Below are 17017 nucleotides of genomic sequence, written 5' to 3' on the forward strand. Positions count from 1 at the left end.
GCCGGATGGCGTCCTCGCCGTGTTTCCTCTTTCCATGACGCCAACCGACCCATGAAAAAAGCCTACATCCGTCCCCTCGACCTGCGTCACGGAACGGTTGATCTCTCCCACGGCGGCGGTGGCCGTGCCATGGTCCAGTTGATCGGCGAGATCTTTGGCCGCGCCTTCGACAACGAATGGCTGCGCCGCGGCGACGACGGCGCCGTGCTGCCGGCCCCCCGCCCGGGCGAACGTCTGGTGGTGGCCACCGATGCCCACGTGGTGTCGCCGCTGTTTTTTCCGGGGGGCGACATCGGCTGCCTGTGCGTGCATGGCACCCTCAACGACGTGGCGGTGATGGGCGCCCGGCCGCTCTACCTGGCGGCCAGCTTCATCCTCGAAGAAGGCTTTCCGCTGGCCGATCTGCAGCGCATCGTCGCCAGCATGGCGGCGGCAGCGAAGGAGGCCGGCGTGCCGGTGGTTACCGGCGACACCAAGGTGGTGGAGAAGGGCAAGGGCGACGGCATCTTCATCACCACCACCGGCATCGGCGCGTTGCCCGTCGGGCGCGAGCTGTCGGGCGCCAACGCCCGGCCCGGCGACGCCGTGATTGTTTCCGGCACCCTCGGCGATCACGGCATGGCCATCATGGCCCAGCGGGAAAACCTCGCCTTCGAATCCGAAATCCGCTCTGACACCGCGGCGCTGCACGGCCTCATCGCCGAGCTGCTGGCCGCGGTGCCGCAAACCCGCGTGCTGCGCGACCCGACCCGCGGCGGGCTGGCGGCGACGCTCAACGAGATCGCCCAGCAGTCCGGCGTCGGCATCGTTCTTGACGAAGCCGCGATCCCCGTTGACCCGCAAGTTGCTGCTGCCTGCGAGTTCCTCGGCCTCGACCCGCTCAACATCGCCAACGAAGGCAAGCTCATCGCCATCTGCCCGGCACAGTTTGCCGATGCTCTGCTCGCCGCGCTGCGCGCCCATCCCCTCGGTACCCGTGCCGCGCGCATCGGCGAAGTCACCGTTGATGCGCAGCACTTCGTGCAGATGAAAACCGCCTTTGGCGGCCGCCGCATGGTGGACTGGCTGGCCGGCGAACAGCTGCCGCGCATTTGCTGATGCGCATCCTGCTGCTCACCCACAGCTTCAACAGCCTCACCCAGCGCCTTTTTGAAGAACTTTCGGTACGCGGGCACGCGCTGTCGGTGGAGTTCGACATTGCCGATTCGGTGACCGCAGAGGCCGTCGCGCTGTTTCAGCCCGACGTGGTGCTGGCGCCCTTTCTCAAGCGGGCGATCCCCGAATCCGTGTGGTCGCGGCACGTGTGCCTGATCGTGCACCCCGGCATCGTCGGCGACCGCGGTCCGTCGGCCCTCGACTGGGCAATCCAGACGGGCGCGGCGGAGTGGGGCGTCACCGTGCTGCAGGCGGAGGCCGAGATGGACGCCGGCCCGGTGTGGGCGAGCGCCACCTTTCCGATGCGTGTGGCGACCAAGGCCAGCCTGTACCGCAACGAGGTGACCGAGGCGGCCGTCACCGCGGTGCTGGAAGCGCTGGGTCGCATGGACGACTGGCGGGCCGGACGCTGGCAGCCCGTGCGCCCGTCGGCTGATGATCCGGCGGTGCGTGGCCGCCTGCAGCCGACCCTGCGCCAGGCCGACCGGGCCATCGACTGGGCGCGTGACGACACCGCCGCCATCCTTGCCCGCCTGCGCGCCGCCGATGGCTTTCCCGGCGTGGCGGATGCGCTGTTCGGCGTGCCCTGCCACCTGTTCGATGCCCATCTCGCCCCGGCGGAGGCTGGGGCGCAGCCGGGCGAACTGCTTGCCCGCCGCGACGGCGCGGTGCTGCGCGCGACGCGTGACGGCGCGATCTGGATCGGCCATGTGAAGCGCGGCGAGCTCAAGCTGCCGACGACCGTGGCCTTTGCGGCCGAAGTCGCCGACCTGCCGGAGCGCCCGGCGGATCTGTGGCGTGACGCCACCGACGACGGCGCCGAGCTGCGCTACCGGGAGGCGGGCGCCGTCGGCTTCCTGTCCTTCGACTTCTACAACGGTGCCATGGCTACCGACCAGTGCCGGCGTCTGCTGGCGGCCATCGATTTTGCCCGTACGCGCCCGACCCGCGTGCTGGTGCTCGAAGGCGGCGCGGATTTCTGGTCCAACGGCATCCACCTCAACCGCATCGAGGCGAGCGAGTCCGCCGCCGACGCGTCGTGGGCCAACATCAACGCGATGGATGACGTGTGCCTGGCCATCCTGCAACTCACCGACCGCCTGACTGTTGCCGCCTTGCGTGGCAACGCCGGCGCCGGTGGCTGCTTCCTGGCGCTGGCCGCCGACCAGGTGTGGGCGCGGCAAGGCGTGATCCTCAACCCCCACTACAAGAACATGGGCAACCTGTATGGCTCCGAGTACTGGACCTACCTGCTGCCCCGCCGCGTCGGTGCCGACGGTGCCCGCAAGCTGATGGCCGAACGCCTGCCGCTGGGCGCCCCGCGTGCCGCGCACAGCGGCCTCATCGACGCCAGCTTCGGCGCCAGCCGGGCCGCTTTCGAGCTTGAGGTGGCCAGCCGCGCCGCCGCCCTCGCCTGCGCCCCGGACTACGCCGATCAACTCGCCGCCAAGCAGGCCCGCCGAGCCGCCGACGAAGTCGCCAAGCCACTTGCCGCCGACGAAGTCGCCAAGCCACTTGCCGCCTACCGTGACGAAGAGCTCACCCACATGCGCCGCAACTTCTATGGCTTCGACCCCAGCTACCACGGAGCACGCTACCATTTCGTGATGAAAAGCCCCCAGTCCTGGACTCCCCGCCACCTCGCCGTTCACCGGGAACTCAAGCGATGAGCAGCCCCTTCAAACCCGCCGCCCGCCTGCCCGCCGTGCTGGTGGTGGACGACGAAGTCCGCTCCCAGGAAGCCTTGCGTCGCACCCTCGACGAAGAGTTCGAGGTGTTCACCGCCTCGTCGGCCGAGGACGCCCAGAAGATCATGGAGCGGGAAACGTTACAGGTGCTGCTGTGCGACCAGCGCATGCCCGGCGAGTCCGGCGTCAGCTTTCTGAAGCGGGTGAGGAGCCAGTGGCCGGACGTGGTGCGCATCATCATCTCGGGCTACACCGATTCGGAAGACATCATCGCCGGCATCAACGATGCGGGCATCTACCAGTACCTGCTCAAGCCCTGGCAGCCCGACTCGCTGCTGATGGCGATCCGCAACGCTGCCGAGCTGTATCGCCTGCAGGCCGAAAACCAGCGCCTCAGCCTCGAGCTGCGCACCAGCAGCCCGGTGCTCCGGAAACGCGTTGAAATGAAGTACGAACGGGTCAAGCGCGAGTTCGGCCTCGACGGCCTGACCCGTGCGCCGGACAGCCCGCTGGGCCCGATCTGTGATCTGATCGCCCAGGTGGCGCCCTTCGACCTGTCGGTGCTGATCTCCGGTGAATCCGGCACCGGCAAGGAGATGCTGGCGCGGGCCATCCATTACCAGAGCCGCCGCGCCGACAAGGCCTTCGTGGTCGAGAACTGCGGTGCGCTGCCCGACGAACTGCTCGAAGCAGAACTCTTCGGTTACAAGCGCGGCGCCTTCACCGGCGCTTACGAAGACCGCATCGGGCTTTTTCAGCACGCCGACGGCGGCACGCTGTTCCTCGACGAGATCGGTGAAACCTCGCCGGCCTTCCAGGTCAAGCTGCTGCGTGTGCTGCAAGAGGGCGAGTTCCGCCCGCTGGGCAGCCCGCGTCCGATGACGGTGGACGTGCGGGTCATCGCCGCCACCAACCGCGACCTGGAAACCGAGGTGCGCGAAGGGCGCTTCCGCGAGGATCTGTATTACCGTCTGGCCATCGTGCCGATCCACGTGCCGCCGCTGCGCGAGCGGCCGATGGACATCCCGCTGCTGGTCGAACGCCTGCTTGCGGTGAGCCAGGGCGCGCTGGGCAAGAGCTGCGAGGGCTTTACCCCCGAGGCCTTGGCCTGCCTCGCGGCCTACCGCTGGCCGGGCAATGTGCGCGAGCTGCAGAACGCCATCCTGCGCATGCTGGCGCTGTCCACCGGGCCGAAGCTGGGCGCTCACTTGCTGTCGCCGAAGGTCTTGCAATCCGGCACTGACGGGCACGATGACACCGATCTGGCGGCCGTCGGTTTTGCCGGCACCCTGCAGGAGCGGGTCGATGCGCTGGAAGCGCGGGTGCTCAAGGAAACCCTGATCCGCCTGCGCTGGAACAAGACCCGCGCGGCCAACGAGTTGGGCCTGTCGCGGGTTGGCCTGCGCGCCAAGCTGGTCCGCTACGGGCTGGACGGCGACAAGTCGGGAGGCGCCGAGTGAAGCTCCTGTGGTTGCAGTCCGGCGGCTGTGGTGGCTGCAGCATGTCCCTGCTGTGCTCCGGCGCGCAGGACGTGCTGGGGCTGCTCGCATCGGCCGGTATCGAGCTGGCCTGGCATCCGTCCCTGTCGGAAGCCAGTGGCGACGAGGTGCGGGCGATTCTGGCCGACTTCGAGTCCGGCCGCACGCCGCTGGATCTGCTGTGCGTGGAAGGTTCGCTGCTCACCGGGCCGAATGGCTCGGGGCGGTTTCACATGCTGGGCGGCACCGGCCGGCCGATGATCGACTGGGTCAGGAGCCTGGCCGCCCGTGCCCGCTATACGCTGGGCGTCGGCACCTGCGCCACCTATGGCGGGGTGACGGCCGGCGGCATCAATCCGGCTGGCGCCATTGGTTTGCAGTACGACGGCAACCAGCGTGGCGGCTTGCTGGGGCCGGATTACCGCTCCGCCGCGGGCCTGCCGGTGATCAACATTGCCGGCTGCCCGACCCATCCGGACTGGGTGACCGACACCTTGCTGGCGCTCGCCCTGGGCCAGTTTGGCGAGGCCGACATGGATGCTCTCGGTCGCCCGCGTTTCTACGCCGACCAGCTGGTGCACCACGGCTGCACCCGCAACGAGTTCTACGAGTTCAAGGCCAGCGCCGAGAAGCCCGGCGACCTCGGCTGCATGATGGAGCACATGGGTTGCGTCGGCACTCAGGCCCATGCCGACTGCAACATCCGGCCGTGGAACGGCGCCGGTTCGTGCACCAACGGCGGCTACCCGTGCATCAGTTGTACCGAGCCGGGCTTTGAATCGCCCGGACACGCTTTCGGGCGGACGCCGAAGGTGGCCGGCATTCCCATCGGCCTGCCCTCCGATATGCCCAAGGCCTGGTTCGTGGCGCTGGCCGCCTTGTCCAAGTCGGCGACGCCGGCGCGGGTGCGCCAGAATGCGGTGGCCGAAATGCCGGTGGTGGCGCCGGCCATCCGCAAGACAGGACTGAAATGAGCCGGATTACGGTCGGACCTTTCAACCGGGTCGAGGGCGATCTGGAAATCAGCCTTGAAATGGAGAACGGGCGGGTTGCCGCGGCCTACGTGAATTCGCCGCTGTTCCGTGGTTTTGAGCAGATCCTGGTGGGCCGCGAGGCGATGGACGCGCTGGTGATCGTGCCGCGCATCTGCGGCATCTGCTCGGTGTCCCAGTCGGCTGCCGCGGCGGCGGCGCTGGCCGATCTGGCCGGCGTGCGGCCGACGCCCAACGGGCAGCGGGTCAGCAACCTGATCCTTGCGGCCGAGAACCTGGCGGATCACTTCACCCATTTCTACCTGTTCTTCATGCCGGACTTTGCCCGCGAGGCCTACCGGGCACGGCCGTGGTTTGCGGCGGCGGAGGCACGCTTCAAGGCGGTCAGCGGTTCGGCGGCGGGGGACGCGTTGCCGGCCCGGGCGGCCTTCATGCAGATCATGGGCCTGCTGGCCGGCAAGTGGCCGCACACCCTCACGCTGCAGCCTGGCGGGGTGGCGCGGGCGCCGCAGGCGGCCGAGCGCCTGCGCGTGTTTGCGGCTCTGCGTGAATTCCGTGGGTGGCTTGAAAAGCGGCTGTTCGGCGATCGGCTGGAGAACATCACGGCCCTCGAATCGATTGCCGCGCTGCGGCGCTGGATGGATGGGCGGTCGGCGACGAGTAGCGATTTTCGTCTGTTTCTCGAGATTGCCGATGACCTGCAACTGGCCCGCTACGGTCGGGCGACGGACCGTTTCCTCAGCCACGGCGCCTATCCACGGGAGGGCGGCTGGCTCTTGCCCCGGGGTGTGCTCGATCTGCCTGCGGGCTCACTGCAACCCTTTTTGCCCGCCGACGTGCTGGAGGATGTCAGCCATGCCTGGCTGGAGGACGATCAGCCGCGTCACCCCTCGGAGGGCGACACCCGTCCGGTGGAGGAGAAGGCCGGCGCCTACACCTGGTGCAAGGCGCCGCGCTGGCAGGAGCAGGTGGTGGAGTGCGGCGCGCTGGCCCGCCAGGCGGTGGCCGGCCATCCGCTGATCCGCGCACTGGTGGTGGAGGCCGGCGGTAACGTGGCCAGCCGGGTGATCGCCCGGCTGCTCGAACTGGCGCTGGTGGTGCCGGCCATGGAAAGCTGGCTGCGTGATCTGGATGACGGCCCTTTTTGCGCACAGACCGAGATCCCCGCCGACGGCCGCGGCTGCGGTCTCATCGAAGCGGCCCGGGGTGGGCTGGGTCACTGGCTCACGGTGCGCGGTGGCCACATCGTGCGCTACCAGATCATTGCCCCGACCACCTGGAACTTCTCGCCCCGCGATGCGGCCGGCACGCCGGGGGCGCTGGAGCAGGCCCTGGTGGGCCTGCCGGAGGCCGAACCGTTACTGGTTCAGCACGTGGTGCGCAGCTTCGATCCCTGCATGGTCTGCACCGTGCATTGACGAGGGGCTGCGCGCCCCAGTTACTCGCGGCGTTCGCCGCGGGGGCCGTCAGGCCGGTTGCCGTGTTCGCGAAAGGTCCCTTCCCGGTTACCGCCACGGTTCGGCTCCCGCTCCTGACGCGGTTGCCCTTCCGGCGGTCGCTGCTGCTGGGGAGGCTGGGGTTGCGGTTGGATCTGCTCCTGGCGCGGCGGGTTGATTCTTTCCCTTTCCTGCTGCTGCGGTGGCGGGAAGGCGCGTCCTGGCGGCGGGTTCGGTTGATGTGGTGGGTTGATCCGCTCGCGCTCGCGGCCGCGTTCGCGATCTCCGCGATCTCCCCAGTCACGCTCGCCGCGCTCGTGGTGTGGCGGGTAGGGCTGATTCCAGCCGCCCCGATGCTCCGGAAAAGGCGGTCGTATCACATGTGGCGGCGGCATCGGGCGCGATGGCGGGTGGCGCCAGTGGCGCGGCTCGTTGTACCAGGGCTGGTTGCGGTAATGGTGGCCCCAGTAGTCGCCGATGATGAAGGTGATCAGCGGGATGCCGATGCTCGCCCCGTACTGGGGAACAGGCAGTGCCTCGCCCATCCAGCTGTACGACAGCCCCCCGCCATACACCCAGCCGCGCTGGCCGTCGGGGAGGATCACGTCGCACCACTGGTAGCCCGGCAGGCAACCGGCCACTTCGAGGCCCATGCCCGGAAAAAGAGTGAACAGGATCGGATAGCTGGTGTCGGGGCCGGCATACAGCTGGACCGGCGTGCTGATATAAACCTGTTGCGCCTGGGCAGCAGCAGGCAGCAGCAGGGCGGCCAGGGCAAGGGGGCGAAGCAGCGAACGAAGAGACATGGAGTGCTCCCGGAGGAGTGAAAAGGGTCGGTCAATCTGCCGACGTTGCCCTCCTAGAACGCGCGAGCCGGCCTGCCCGGCCGACATCGACTGTGTAAGCGCAGATTTCACGGCTTTTCCCCTGTGTTTTTGGCGCTGTGCCAGGCTTTCCGGCAAGCCTGTGAGCTCCCCATAAGCCGGTAAAGTTGTCCTCCGGGGGGCCGTAGAGTCGGGCATATCCCTGCCTGTCGAGGAGTCCGCCATGAAAATCGCTGCAGCCAGTCTGGAACTTGCCGCCTTCCATCACACGTCCAGCAAGGTCGAGGTGGAGGAGCGCCTGTCGGCGTGGGTGGGGCGCCGCTTGCCGTCCCGGAGTGATGCGGATGACGCTTCGTCGCGCAGCGTGTTGCTGTCCGATGCGGGGCGACAGGCTTTGAGCAATGATCGGAGCGTGATCTCGGCAGCCAGCGCGCCAGTGTCCGGTGACGAGGTGGAAACCGATCCGAAGCTGGAACTCCTCAAGTCCATCGTCGAAATGCTGACCGGTCAGCGGATCCACCTGATGTCGGCCTCGGCGATGAGCCCGGATGGGCTGCCTGCTGCCGAGGCGGCCAACGGGGCCGCCCGCGGGCCGGAGTTCGGTATCGAGTATGAGCGCACCGAGACGCGTCAGAGTAGCGAGGAAACCGGTTTCGAGGCCAGCGGGACGATTCGCACTGCAGACGGGCAGAACATCCAGTTCAGCGTCGGGCTGTTCATGTCGCGCAGTGAGACCGAAACCAGCAGTTTCAGCTTCCGTGCCGGCAATGCGGTGAGCAAGGATCCGCTGGTGATCAACTTCGGCGGCAACGCAGCCAGTTTGCGCAACCAGCGCTTCCAGTTCGACCTGATGGGCGATGGCAAACAGGTGGATATTCCTGTGCTTGGCCAGGGCAGCGGCTTTCTGGTGCTCGACGCGGTGGATAGCGGCAAGGTGAACTCCGGTAAGCAACTGTTCGGGCCGGCCAGCGGCGATGGTTTTGCCGACCTGGCCAAATACGACAGTGACGCCAACGGCTGGATCGACGAGGCTGACCCGGCATTCCAGCGCCTGGGTGTATGGACGCCGGATGCCAAGGGCGGTGGCGCCGTGGCGAGCCTGGCAGAGGCCGGCGTCGGGGCGCTCTACCTTGGGTACAGCGCCACGCCTTTCACGCTGAAGGACGGGGCCGAGCTGGGGGCGGTGCGCAGTTCCGGTATCTACGCCCGCGAGGATGGCAGCGTGGGCACGCTGCAGCAGGTGGATCTGAAGGTCTGAGGCCCGGGCTTACGCCACAACGGCCGGTGCGCCTATCTTGATCCGGAAGGCTTCGGGGATGCCGGCGGCCCGCTTGGCGGCGTAATCGAAGAACAGGATGCCCATTTTGCCGCGGGCCACTTCGCGGCCGCTGGCCTTGTCGGCTACGCGCCACATCAGGTCGAAGCCGTATTTGTTGAAGTCGGCGGGGGCCATCGAGAAGACCAGGGTTTCGCCGTGAAAGGCTTCGGACTTGTACTGCAGCGCGGCGTCGGCGACCACGATGCCGACCCCTTCCACGTCCAGTTCGTCGTAGCCGAAGGAGCGGAAGAAGCGCACGCGGGCTTCCGACAGCAGGGCGATGAGGGCGGCGTTGTCGAGGTGCTGGGCCTTGTTGATGTGGGTGATGTAGATCGGCACTTCGGTGGAGAACAGGAAGTGCTCGGGCAGATCGATGAGGATGCGGGCCATGGGTGAATCCTTGGAGGGGGCAGGTCGGAGAAGCCCTGATTATCGCAGTGCAGCGAGGGCGGAGGGGGGACGATTGCGCCCGTGTCATGGGCGCAGGCAGAATGGGCCGATTGATCCTGTCCGGAGTGCCCCGTGGAACGCTTCACCATTTCCCTCGACGAAGACCTGGCCCGCGAGTTCGACGCGCTGATTGCGGCGCGGGGGTACTCCAACCGTTCCGAGGCGGTGCGCGACATCCTGCGCGCCCAGATCGAAGCGCGTCGCCTGGCCAGCGAGGAGGCGAGCCACTGCATCGCCAACCTGTCCTACGTGTACAACCACCACGAGCGCGAGCTGGCCGAGCGGGTTACGCAGGACCAGCATGAACACCACGACCTGTGCGTGGCCACACTGCATGCTCATCTGGATCACGACAATTGCATGGAGAGCGTGATCCTGCGCGGCCCGACCAGCGAGGTGCAGGCCTTTGCCGAGGCGTTGATCGCCAAGCCGGGCATCCGCCACGGCGCGCTCAACCTGGTGACGGCCGAATTCCGCAGTCAGCCGCATTCGCATTCTCACGCGGACGGACACAGCCATCCCCATGGTCACTACCGTCCGCGCAGCTGAGCCATGAGCAACCCGGAGCGTCTGCTGCCCGATTCCACCGCCCTGCTGGCCGCGGCGCCGGAGGGCGTGGGTGAGGGGGCGTGGATCGATGTGATCCAGAAGATGGACGAGGTCTATTCCGACCTGCTCCAGTACGAGGTGGCGCTGGAGGAGAAGAACGCCCGGCTGGAGGAGAGTCAGGGTTTCATCCTGTCGGTGCTGACCTCCATTTCCGACATTCTGGTGGTGTGCGACCGGGGCGGACGCATCGAGGATGTGAACCGTTCTCTGGAGGTGTTCACCGGTCGCTCGCTGGATGAACTGCGCGGCAGCCTGTTCTTCGATCTGCTCGCCGACCCGGCGGCGGTGGGCGTGGCGAAGGGCCTCTTCGCCCTGCGCAGCGATGCGCCGGTGCACGATTGCGAGCTGGCCCTGCGGGCCGCCGATGGCAGTGCAGTGCCGGTATCGCTCAACTGCACACCGCGCTATTCGTCGGTGGGCAAGTCGCTGGGGGTGGTGGTCACCGGCCGGCCGGTGGGCGAGCTGCGCAAGGCTTACTCGGCGCTGCGTCAGGCTCACGACGACCTGAAGCGCACCCAGCAGCAGCTTCTGCATTCCGAGAAGATGGCTTCGCTTGGGCGGCTGGTGGCGGGGGTGGCCCATGAGCTCAACAACCCGATCAGCTTCATCCTTGGCAATACCCATGCGCTGAAGCGCTACGCGGCCCGGCTCGGCGAATACCTGGCGGCCGTGCACAGCGGGGAGCCGCCTGAGGCGCTGCTGGCATTGCGCGAGCGCCTGCGCATCGACCGCATCCTTGGCGATCTGGATCCGCTCATCGAAGGCACCATCGAGGGGGCCGAGCGGACCCGCGACATCGTGGATGGCCTCAAACGCTTCTCGGCGCTGGACCGGGAGGAGAGCGTTCGCTTCGATCTGGTGACGGTGGTCGAGCGTTCGGTGAGCTGGGTCTGCAAGGCCGCGCCGGAGCGTTTCACGGTGACGGTGACCTTGCCGGACAGCTTGCCGGTGATCGGTTCATCGGGACAGATCCAGCAGGTGGTGATGAATCTGGTCCAGAACGCCTGCGATGCGACGGCGGAGCAAGGCGCGGCGCGGCTCGAAATTGCCGGCGTGGTCGAGGGGGCGGACGTGGTGCTGCGTTTCCACGACAACGGGCCGGGTATCGAGGCCCGCCATCTGGCGCATATCTTCGATCCCTTCTTCACCACCAAACCGGTGGGGAGCGGAACCGGGCTGGGGCTGTCGATCAGCTACGGTATCGTCGAACGTCACGGCGGCAAGCTGTTGGCCGCCAATCATGCCGACGGCGGTGCCGAGTTCGTGCTGCGCCTGCCGTTGGCGGGGTGAGTGCGATCCGCTGTCACCCAGTGGATGTAGGGCAAGCATGGTTTGCGATCGGGCTGCGTTCTGGCAGGACGCTTGCCATCCGTCCGTGGCGACAGCTTGATGGAACGGTGTTTTTTGCTTGGCATGGATTTTGTATGAACTAAAATAACTTCTTCATACGCGCGTGCCAGCCGATCCCATGACTGCCTTGCCAACCGACAGCCTCGCCCTCGTCCTGCTGGTGTTCGTGCTTGGCCTCAAGCACGGTTTCGACGCTGACCATCTGGCCACCATTGACGGCCTGACGCGCTACAACGCCCGGACCAACCCGGGTCTGGCGCGTTTCTGTGGGACCTTGTTCTCTCTTGGCCACGGGGCGGTGGTGCTGGCGATTGCGCTGGCGGTCAGCCTGCTGTCGCAGGGCTGGACGCCGCCGGAATGGCTGGAGTTATCGGGCGCATGGATTTCGATTGCCTTCCTGGTCCTGCTTGGTGTGCTCAATTTGCGTGCGGTATTCGCTGCCGAAACGCACGAAATGGTGCATCCGGTGGGGCTCAAGGGCCGCTGGCTGGGGCGTCTCGGGCAGGTTACCCATCCGGGTGGCGTGGCGCTGGTGGGCGCGCTGTTTGCCTTGTCATTCGATACGGTGAGTCAGGCCGCGCTGTTTGCGGTGGCTGGCGTACAGGCTGGTGGGTGGCTGCACGCGGTCAGCCTGGGTTTTGTGTTCATGTTCGGCATGTTGCTGGCGGACGGCGCCAACGGTTTCTGGATCGCCCGGCTGATTGCCCGGGCCGATGATTCCGCCCGTGTGGCGTCGCGCGTGATGGCCTTGGCGGTGGGGGGCATGAGCCTGCTGGTGGCCGCCTACGGCATTGCCCGGATGGTCCTGCCCGGCATCGCGGCGTGGGGCGAGGGCAAGGAGTTGCTGCTTGGTGCTGCGGTGATCGGGGTGGTTTTGGCGAGCTTTGTTCTGGGTGTGCGTCTTGCCCGACCACGTGGCGTGGCCAGCCAGGTTGCGGGGTAGAAGAGCGTTGCGGTGCTGATGGCGTTGCGCGCGTTTGCTCTTGTTGCGGCGTTTGTGGGGGTTGCCGGCCAGGTGATGGCTGACGGCGTACCGACCCTGGATGTTGTCGAGGTACGGGTCGGGCCGGCGGATCTGATCGGCGCGGCCGTGAGCGCCACCGAAGGCGTGCTGACGACGCATCAGCTTGAAACCCGGCCCTTGCTGCGTCCGGCCGAAGTGCTCGAGGCGGTGCCGGGCCTGATCGTGTCCCAGCACAGTGGCGACGGCAAGGCCAATCAGTATTACCTGCGCGGCTTTAACCTCGATCACGGCACCGACTTCGCCACCTGGCTGATGGGCATGCCGGTGAACATGCCGACCCACGCCCACGGGCAGGGGTACACCGATCTCAACTTCCTGATCCCTGAACTGGTTTCCAGCCTGCGTTACCGCAAGGGGCCGTACTACGCAGAGGAGGGGGATTTTTCGGCGGCGGGGGCCACCCACATTGACTATCGTCGCAGTCTGTCCCGCCGTTTTATGCAGGCGGAGTTCGGGCCGCATCAGTACACGCGCCTGCTGGCTGCCGGCTCACGCCTCCTTCCGGAGAATGGCCCGGTACTGCTGGGGGCTGTCGAGGTGGCGTACAACAATGGTCCGTGGGGCCAGCGAGAGAATCTGCGCAAGCTCAACGCCGTGCTGCGCCTGTCTGCGGGCACGGTCGACAACGGCTGGTCGGCCACGGCGATGGCCTACCAGTCAGCCTGGACGGCGACCGACCAGGTGCCCCGGCGGGCCGTCGACAATGGTTTCATCGACCGTTTCGGCAGTCTCGACCCGACCAGCGGTGGCAAGACGAGCCGGTCCAGCCTGTCGGCAGAATGGGCGAGGAGTGACGCGGCGGGGCGGTCGCGGGCCGCCGCCTACCTGATCGACTACCGGCTCGATCTCTTTTCCAACTTCACCTATGCCCTCGACAACCCGCTGCGCGGTGATCAGTTCGAGCAGCTCGACCGGCGCCAGATTCTCGGTGCGACAGCTAGCCATACCTGGTTTGCCGACTGGTCCGGGCGGCCTGTGGAGTGGGTGCTTGGCAGCCAGTTCCGGCACGACCATATCGGCAAGAGCGGACTTTTTCTTGCCGAAGCCCGCCAGCGCTACACCACGGTGCGCGACGACCGTGTCGAGCAGACCAGCTTCGGGCTTTTCGGTGAAGCGCGGGTACAGTGGCGGGACACGCTACGCACCACGCTCGGCTTGCGCGCTGACCAGTACCGTTTCGACGTGAGCAGTGATACGCCGGCTAATAGCGGGCAGGCCGCTGCCTTTATCGCCGCTCCCAAGTTCGGCGTCGTTCTCGGACCGTGGATGCAGACCGAGTTTTACGCCAACTACGGCCATGGTTTTCACAGCAACGATGGCCGCGGTGCGACGATTCGCGTCAATCCCGATCCGCGCAGTGCCGACTACGCTGGCCTGGTGGAACGGGTCAGGCCGCTGGTTCGTGCGCGCGGGACGGAGCTTGGTCTTCGCAGTGCGCTGGCCTCGGGCTGGCTGACGACCCTGGCCCTGTGGCGGCTTGATGTCGCCTCGGAGCTGCTTTTTGTGGGTGATGCCGGTATCACCGAGCCGAGTCGTCCGTCCCGCCGCCAGGGCGTGGAGTGGACGACTCACTGGACGCCCCTGTCCGGGCTGGCGGTGGATGCGGATGTCGCCGTGTCGAGCGCCCGTTTTCGGGTCGATGAGGGGGGCGGCAGTCGTATCCCCGGGGCCCTTGCCAGGGTCGCCTCCCTGGGCGTGACGCTCGATACGGGCGATCGCTGGTTTGGCGGCCTGCGGATGAGATACTTTGGCTCCCGTCCACTGATCGAGGACAATTCGGTACGATCCGCATCCTCGATCTTGACCAATCTTAAGGTCGGTTACCGTGTCGACCGGCACATTACGCTGTCGCTGGATGTGTTGAACCTGTTCGACCGCCAGCTCAGCGACATCGATTACTACTACGAGTCCCAGTTGAAAACCGAAACCGCGCCCGTTGCCGATCTCCACTCCCACCCGTCCGAGCCTCGCAGTCTGCGGCTGGCGGTGCGCATGGCCTTGTGATGACTGATCGGGGGCTGTTGTACGCGATGGGGGCGTCGATTCTGGCGCATGGCCTGCTGCTCGGTTTTGGCGGAGCGAGTCATGCGCCGGTGCCAGCAGCGCAGCCTCTGCTGGAGGCTCGCCTGGTGCCGGAAGCGCTTCCGGAGAAAAAGCCCGAACCCCCCCGCGTCGCGCCAGCGCAGTCCCGGCAGGCGCTACCCGAGCCGCCGCGTCCGGTGAAGGCGCAAGCCCGGCCGGAGCCTGTCTCGGCCCCACTGCCGCGCATCGTTGCCGATGCGCGCAGCGAGCATCCTGCTCCGGCCATCCTGAGCGCCCCGGCGGTCGTTGCAGCTCATGCCACCGCTGTCGCCCATGCGCCGGTGGCCAGCGGGCCGGTGACGCCAGCTCCTGCCCAAGTGGCGAGCGCGGCAAGCGGCGCCAGTTACTCACCACCCAGTTTCGGGGCGAGCTACCTGGACAATCCCAAGCCCGGTTATCCGATGATGGCCCGTCGGCGTGGCCTGGAGGGCACCGTTCGTCTCGACGTGCGGGTGTCCGCCGAGGGCATCCCCATTGCGGTCAAGCTGAAAGAGAGCGCGGGCCATGACTCGCTTGACGAAGCGGCCGTCACCGCCGTCTGGCACTGGCGCTTTGTTCCGGCCCGGCGTGGCGGTGAGGCGGTGGAGGCGTCGGTGGTCGTGCCGGTGCGTTTCCGTCTGAGCGCCGACGACGCTGGCTGACTACCTCATGTCTCTTCATCTCTGGTTGGGTTTTCTCGCCGCGACGCTGGTGGTCGCGCTTTCACCCGGTCCGGGCGCAGTGCTCAGCATGAGCGTCGGTCTGCGCCACGGCTACCGGCACGCGCTGGCGGCAATTCTTGGTTTGCAGACGGCCTTGCTCCTGCAGTTGTCGCTGGTTGCGCTTGGTCTTGGCGCGCTGCTGGCCGCGTCGGAAAACGCTTTTCTGGCCGTCAAGCTGGCAGGGGCGGCTTATCTGGTGTGGCTGGGCGTGCAGAAATGGAGGTCGCCGGTCGGGGAGGAGGGCGCGTCGCCGATGGATGAGGCCTTGAAGAGCGGCTTCTACCGGCAGGGCATCCTGGTTAATTTGGGGAATCCGAAGGCGATTGTCTTCATCGCGGCGCTGGTTCCCCAGTTCATCGATCCCGCGGCCCCCAAGGCGATCCAGTTTCTGGTCATCGGGATCACCATGTTCAGCATCGACGTGGCGGTGATGTCCGGTTACGCGTTGCTGGCCGGCCGCTTCCGCAATCGCGTGAGGGATCGCCGGGCCGTGGTACTGCAAAACCGGATGTTCGGCGCCATCTTCGTGGGCGCAGGGTGTCTTCTGGCAGGGGCATCCCGCCACTGATCGCCCCGTTTAATGTTCGTCGGCGGATATCTGGTCGAGGGCGGCCTCGGTAAGTCCCAGTTCCGCTTCCACGGGTTCGGCCCAGTCTGTCCAGTCCGGCGATAGGCCGTCGCGGAGCCGTCTTCCGGTGGCGAGCAGCAGGGCAATCCGTCGGGCGCTGTCCCCCAGTCGCAGGGCCATCGCCGGTTCGTGATGGGCGCGGATGGCTTCGCAGACTTCCACCGGGAGCTTCCAGTTGCGCGCCACCAGAAAGCCGGCTGCGGTGTGGTCGGAGCCTGTCAGTACGTCCAGGGCGCGGGCTCCTGCTTCAAGGGCGCAACCCGTGCAGTGGAAGAGCACGGCATGTTCCGGGGCGCGGCGCAGCAGCACTGCAATTCCCGCGTCCTGCATCAGTGCTGCCAGATAGGCTGTGTCAGCCAGCCCCTTGAAAGGTGTCGCGCGGCACACTGCATAAGTAAGATCCGCCGCCCGGGCGCTGGCCGCCCACAGGGCCTCAATGGCCTTGTCGTCGAGGCCCGAGCCCTGGTTCCTGAGAGCCGTGCTGGCGGCGGTGGCCAGAGTCCGGGTGCGCCCCAGCATGGTGATCGCTTCCTGTGCCGAGCGCGGAGCGCTGCGTGGCCTGAATACGGGGGAGTTGGCGACGCGCAGCAAGGCACCGGTTATGGCTGGGTCCTGGCTTACCGCTGCGGCAAGCTCCCTCGGTCCGGCATTCTCGTCCGCTGCTGCGGCTTGCAGCCTGAGAAAGCCTGGGCCTGGTGCGGGCAGCACCACGCCGCTGGCCAGAACTGCTTCGACAAGTAGATCCTGATTCATGCTTGGCTCCCGTTCCGGTGTTGCCCACCGTTAGACATTTCTATTACAGCACAGACACAAAAAGAAAAACGCCAATAGTGTTTGACAAGGCTAAAAGGGCTGCCTATAATGCGCGCTCGTTTGGAGGGATTCCCGAGTGGCCAAAGGGATCAGACTGTAAATCTGACGGCACTGCCTTCGAAGGTTCGAATCCTTCTCCCTCCACCAAGTTTTAGTTGTGAGCTCCGTCCGTGAGTTGCGGTAACGAGAGTGGTGATTGTGAGTCGCAGCGTTGTAAAGCGGGTGTAGCTCAATGGTAGAGCAGAAGCCTTCCAAGCTTATGACGAGGGTTCGATTCCCTTCACCCGCTCCAGTTTGAGTGTGTGAGGCCCATGTAGCTCAGTGGCAGAGCACTCCCTTGGTAAGGGAGAGGTCGGCAGTTCAATCCTGCCCATGGGCACCATAAATCTCTGGTGCGACAACTCATGCTAAGTGTTCCGATTTCCTGATTTTTTTGCGGGGTTGATGATATGGCTAAGGAAAAATTTGC

General features: G+C 66.4%; 15 protein-coding genes and 3 tRNA genes. 15 read left to right on the top strand and 3 right to left on the bottom strand.

Going from position 1 to position 17017, the window contains the following annotated elements; genetic code table 11:
- Positions 1–51: 51 nt before the first annotated feature.
- Genes hypE through ETQ85_RS13790 form a run of 5 tightly spaced genes read left to right on the top strand, consistent with a single transcriptional unit; the run spans position 52 to position 6731 of the window.
- Complete coding sequence (gene hypE / locus ETQ85_RS13770) at positions 52–1098, top strand: hydrogenase expression/formation protein HypE (RefSeq protein WP_148579650.1); 1047 nt, start codon at positions 52–54, stop codon at positions 1096–1098.
- Positions 1098–2825, top strand: coding sequence for an enoyl-CoA hydratase-related protein (locus tag ETQ85_RS13775; protein ID WP_148579651.1), 1728 nt, complete (start codon positions 1098–1100; stop codon positions 2823–2825). The genes hypE and ETQ85_RS13775 overlap by 1 nt, the downstream gene beginning before the upstream one ends.
- On the top strand, positions 2822–4303 hold the full coding sequence (locus ETQ85_RS13780) for a sigma-54-dependent transcriptional regulator (RefSeq protein WP_148579652.1): 1482 nt from the start codon (positions 2822–2824) through the stop codon (positions 4301–4303). The genes ETQ85_RS13775 and ETQ85_RS13780 overlap by 4 nt, the downstream gene beginning before the upstream one ends.
- Positions 4300–5295 (top strand): NADH-quinone oxidoreductase subunit B family protein, encoded by a 996-nt coding sequence (locus ETQ85_RS13785; RefSeq protein ID WP_148579653.1) that lies wholly within the window; start codon positions 4300–4302, stop codon positions 5293–5295. Before ETQ85_RS13780 ends, ETQ85_RS13785 begins: the two co-directional genes overlap by 4 nt.
- A complete protein-coding gene (locus ETQ85_RS13790; RefSeq protein WP_148579654.1) occupies positions 5292–6731 on the top strand; it encodes a nickel-dependent hydrogenase large subunit in 1440 nt (479 codons plus the stop codon). The genes ETQ85_RS13785 and ETQ85_RS13790 overlap by 4 nt, the downstream gene beginning before the upstream one ends.
- A 20-nt stretch (positions 6732–6751) precedes the next feature.
- Here ETQ85_RS13790 and ETQ85_RS13795 read toward each other — a convergent pair whose 3' ends face one another.
- Positions 6752–7555, bottom strand: coding sequence for an SH3 domain-containing protein (locus ETQ85_RS13795; RefSeq protein ID WP_187394708.1), 804 nt, complete (start codon positions 7553–7555; stop codon positions 6752–6754).
- A 241-nt stretch (positions 7556–7796) separates the two neighbouring features.
- Here ETQ85_RS13795 and ETQ85_RS13800 point away from each other — a divergent pair, with 241 nt between their 5' ends.
- Complete coding sequence (locus ETQ85_RS13800) at positions 7797–8831, top strand: hypothetical protein (protein ID WP_148579656.1); 1035 nt, start codon at positions 7797–7799, stop codon at positions 8829–8831.
- Positions 8832–8840: 9 nt separating this feature from the next.
- Here the strand turns inward: ETQ85_RS13800 and ETQ85_RS13805 are convergent, their stop codons facing one another.
- Positions 8841–9281 carry an acyl-CoA thioesterase gene (locus ETQ85_RS13805; protein WP_148579657.1) on the bottom strand — a complete coding sequence of 147 codons (441 nt, stop codon included), beginning with the start codon at positions 9279–9281 and terminating at the stop codon, positions 8841–8843.
- A 132-nt stretch (positions 9282–9413) separates the two neighbouring features.
- On the opposite strand from ETQ85_RS13805, the gene nikR reads away from it, so the two are divergent.
- The 6 genes from nikR (at position 9414) to rhtB (ending at position 15675) form a co-directional block, all read left to right on the top strand.
- Positions 9414–9890, top strand: a complete 477-nt coding sequence (gene nikR, locus ETQ85_RS13810; RefSeq protein ID WP_148579658.1) for a nickel-responsive transcriptional regulator NikR — start codon at positions 9414–9416, stop codon at positions 9888–9890.
- Positions 9891–9893: 3 nt separating this feature from the next.
- Positions 9894–11240 (top strand): sensor histidine kinase, encoded by a 1347-nt coding sequence (locus tag ETQ85_RS13815; protein ID WP_148579659.1) that lies wholly within the window; start codon positions 9894–9896, stop codon positions 11238–11240.
- A gap of 178 nt (positions 11241–11418) precedes the next feature.
- Positions 11419–12243, top strand: coding sequence for a HoxN/HupN/NixA family nickel/cobalt transporter (locus ETQ85_RS13820; protein WP_148579660.1), 825 nt, complete (start codon positions 11419–11421; stop codon positions 12241–12243).
- Positions 12244–12261: 18 nt separating this feature from the next.
- Complete coding sequence (locus ETQ85_RS13825; RefSeq protein WP_246128767.1) at positions 12262–14328, top strand: TonB-dependent receptor; 2067 nt, start codon at positions 12262–12264, stop codon at positions 14326–14328.
- Positions 14328–15047 carry an energy transducer TonB gene (locus ETQ85_RS26605; RefSeq protein ID WP_222862164.1) on the top strand — a complete coding sequence of 240 codons (720 nt, stop codon included), beginning with the start codon at positions 14328–14330 and terminating at the stop codon, positions 15045–15047. Before ETQ85_RS13825 ends, ETQ85_RS26605 begins: the two co-directional genes overlap by 1 nt.
- A gap of 7 nt (positions 15048–15054) precedes the next feature.
- Positions 15055–15675 carry a homoserine/homoserine lactone efflux protein gene (gene rhtB / locus ETQ85_RS13835; RefSeq protein ID WP_148579661.1) on the top strand — a complete coding sequence of 207 codons (621 nt, stop codon included), beginning with the start codon at positions 15055–15057 and terminating at the stop codon, positions 15673–15675.
- A 9-nt stretch (positions 15676–15684) separates the two neighbouring features.
- Here the strand turns inward: rhtB and ETQ85_RS13840 are convergent, their stop codons facing one another.
- Complete coding sequence (locus ETQ85_RS13840) at positions 15685–16488, bottom strand: HDOD domain-containing protein (RefSeq protein ID WP_148579662.1); 804 nt, start codon at positions 16486–16488, stop codon at positions 15685–15687.
- Positions 16489–16610: 122 nt separating this feature from the next.
- On the opposite strand from ETQ85_RS13840, the gene ETQ85_RS13845 reads away from it, so the two are divergent.
- From ETQ85_RS13845 to ETQ85_RS13855, 3 genes are all read left to right on the top strand, one after another.
- Positions 16611–16695 (top strand) — tRNA-Tyr (locus ETQ85_RS13845).
- Positions 16696–16766: 71 nt separating this feature from the next.
- Positions 16767–16840, top strand: a tRNA-Gly gene (locus ETQ85_RS13850).
- A 15-nt stretch (positions 16841–16855) separates the two neighbouring features.
- Positions 16856–16930: transfer RNA gene (locus tag ETQ85_RS13855), tRNA-Thr, on the top strand.
- Positions 16931–17017 lie beyond the last annotated feature (87 nt).

Source organism: Zoogloea oleivorans (assembly GCF_008107625.1).
GTDB classification, from domain to species: domain Bacteria; phylum Pseudomonadota; class Gammaproteobacteria; order Burkholderiales; family Rhodocyclaceae; genus Zoogloea; species Zoogloea oleivorans.

Excerpts from the sequence above, each read along its gene's own strand:
- hypE (WP_148579650.1), top strand. The coding sequence starts at position 52 with ATGAAAAAAGCCTACATCCGTCCCCTCGACCTGCGTCACGGAACGGTT.
- ETQ85_RS13775 (WP_148579651.1), top strand. The coding sequence starts at position 1,098 with ATGCGCATCCTGCTGCTCACCCACAGCTTCAACAGCCTCACCCAGCGC.
- ETQ85_RS13780 (WP_148579652.1), top strand. The coding sequence starts at position 2,822 with ATGAGCAGCCCCTTCAAACCCGCCGCCCGCCTGCCCGCCGTGCTGGTG.
- ETQ85_RS13790 (WP_148579654.1), top strand. The coding sequence starts at position 5,292 with ATGAGCCGGATTACGGTCGGACCTTTCAACCGGGTCGAGGGCGATCTG.
- ETQ85_RS13795 (WP_187394708.1), bottom strand. The coding sequence starts at position 7,555 with ATGTCTCTTCGTTCGCTGCTTCGCCCCCTTGCCCTGGCCGCCCTGCTG.
- ETQ85_RS13800 (WP_148579656.1), top strand. The coding sequence starts at position 7,797 with ATGAAAATCGCTGCAGCCAGTCTGGAACTTGCCGCCTTCCATCACACG.
- ETQ85_RS13805 (WP_148579657.1), bottom strand. The coding sequence starts at position 9,281 with ATGGCCCGCATCCTCATCGATCTGCCCGAGCACTTCCTGTTCTCCACC.
- ETQ85_RS13815 (WP_148579659.1), top strand. The coding sequence starts at position 9,894 with ATGAGCAACCCGGAGCGTCTGCTGCCCGATTCCACCGCCCTGCTGGCC.
- ETQ85_RS13820 (WP_148579660.1), top strand. The coding sequence starts at position 11,419 with ATGACTGCCTTGCCAACCGACAGCCTCGCCCTCGTCCTGCTGGTGTTC.
- ETQ85_RS13825 (WP_246128767.1), top strand. The coding sequence starts at position 12,262 with ATGGCGTTGCGCGCGTTTGCTCTTGTTGCGGCGTTTGTGGGGGTTGCC.
- ETQ85_RS26605 (WP_222862164.1), top strand. The coding sequence starts at position 14,328 with ATGACTGATCGGGGGCTGTTGTACGCGATGGGGGCGTCGATTCTGGCG.
- rhtB (WP_148579661.1), top strand. The coding sequence starts at position 15,055 with ATGTCTCTTCATCTCTGGTTGGGTTTTCTCGCCGCGACGCTGGTGGTC.
- ETQ85_RS13840 (WP_148579662.1), bottom strand. The coding sequence starts at position 16,488 with ATGAATCAGGATCTACTTGTCGAAGCAGTTCTGGCCAGCGGCGTGGTG.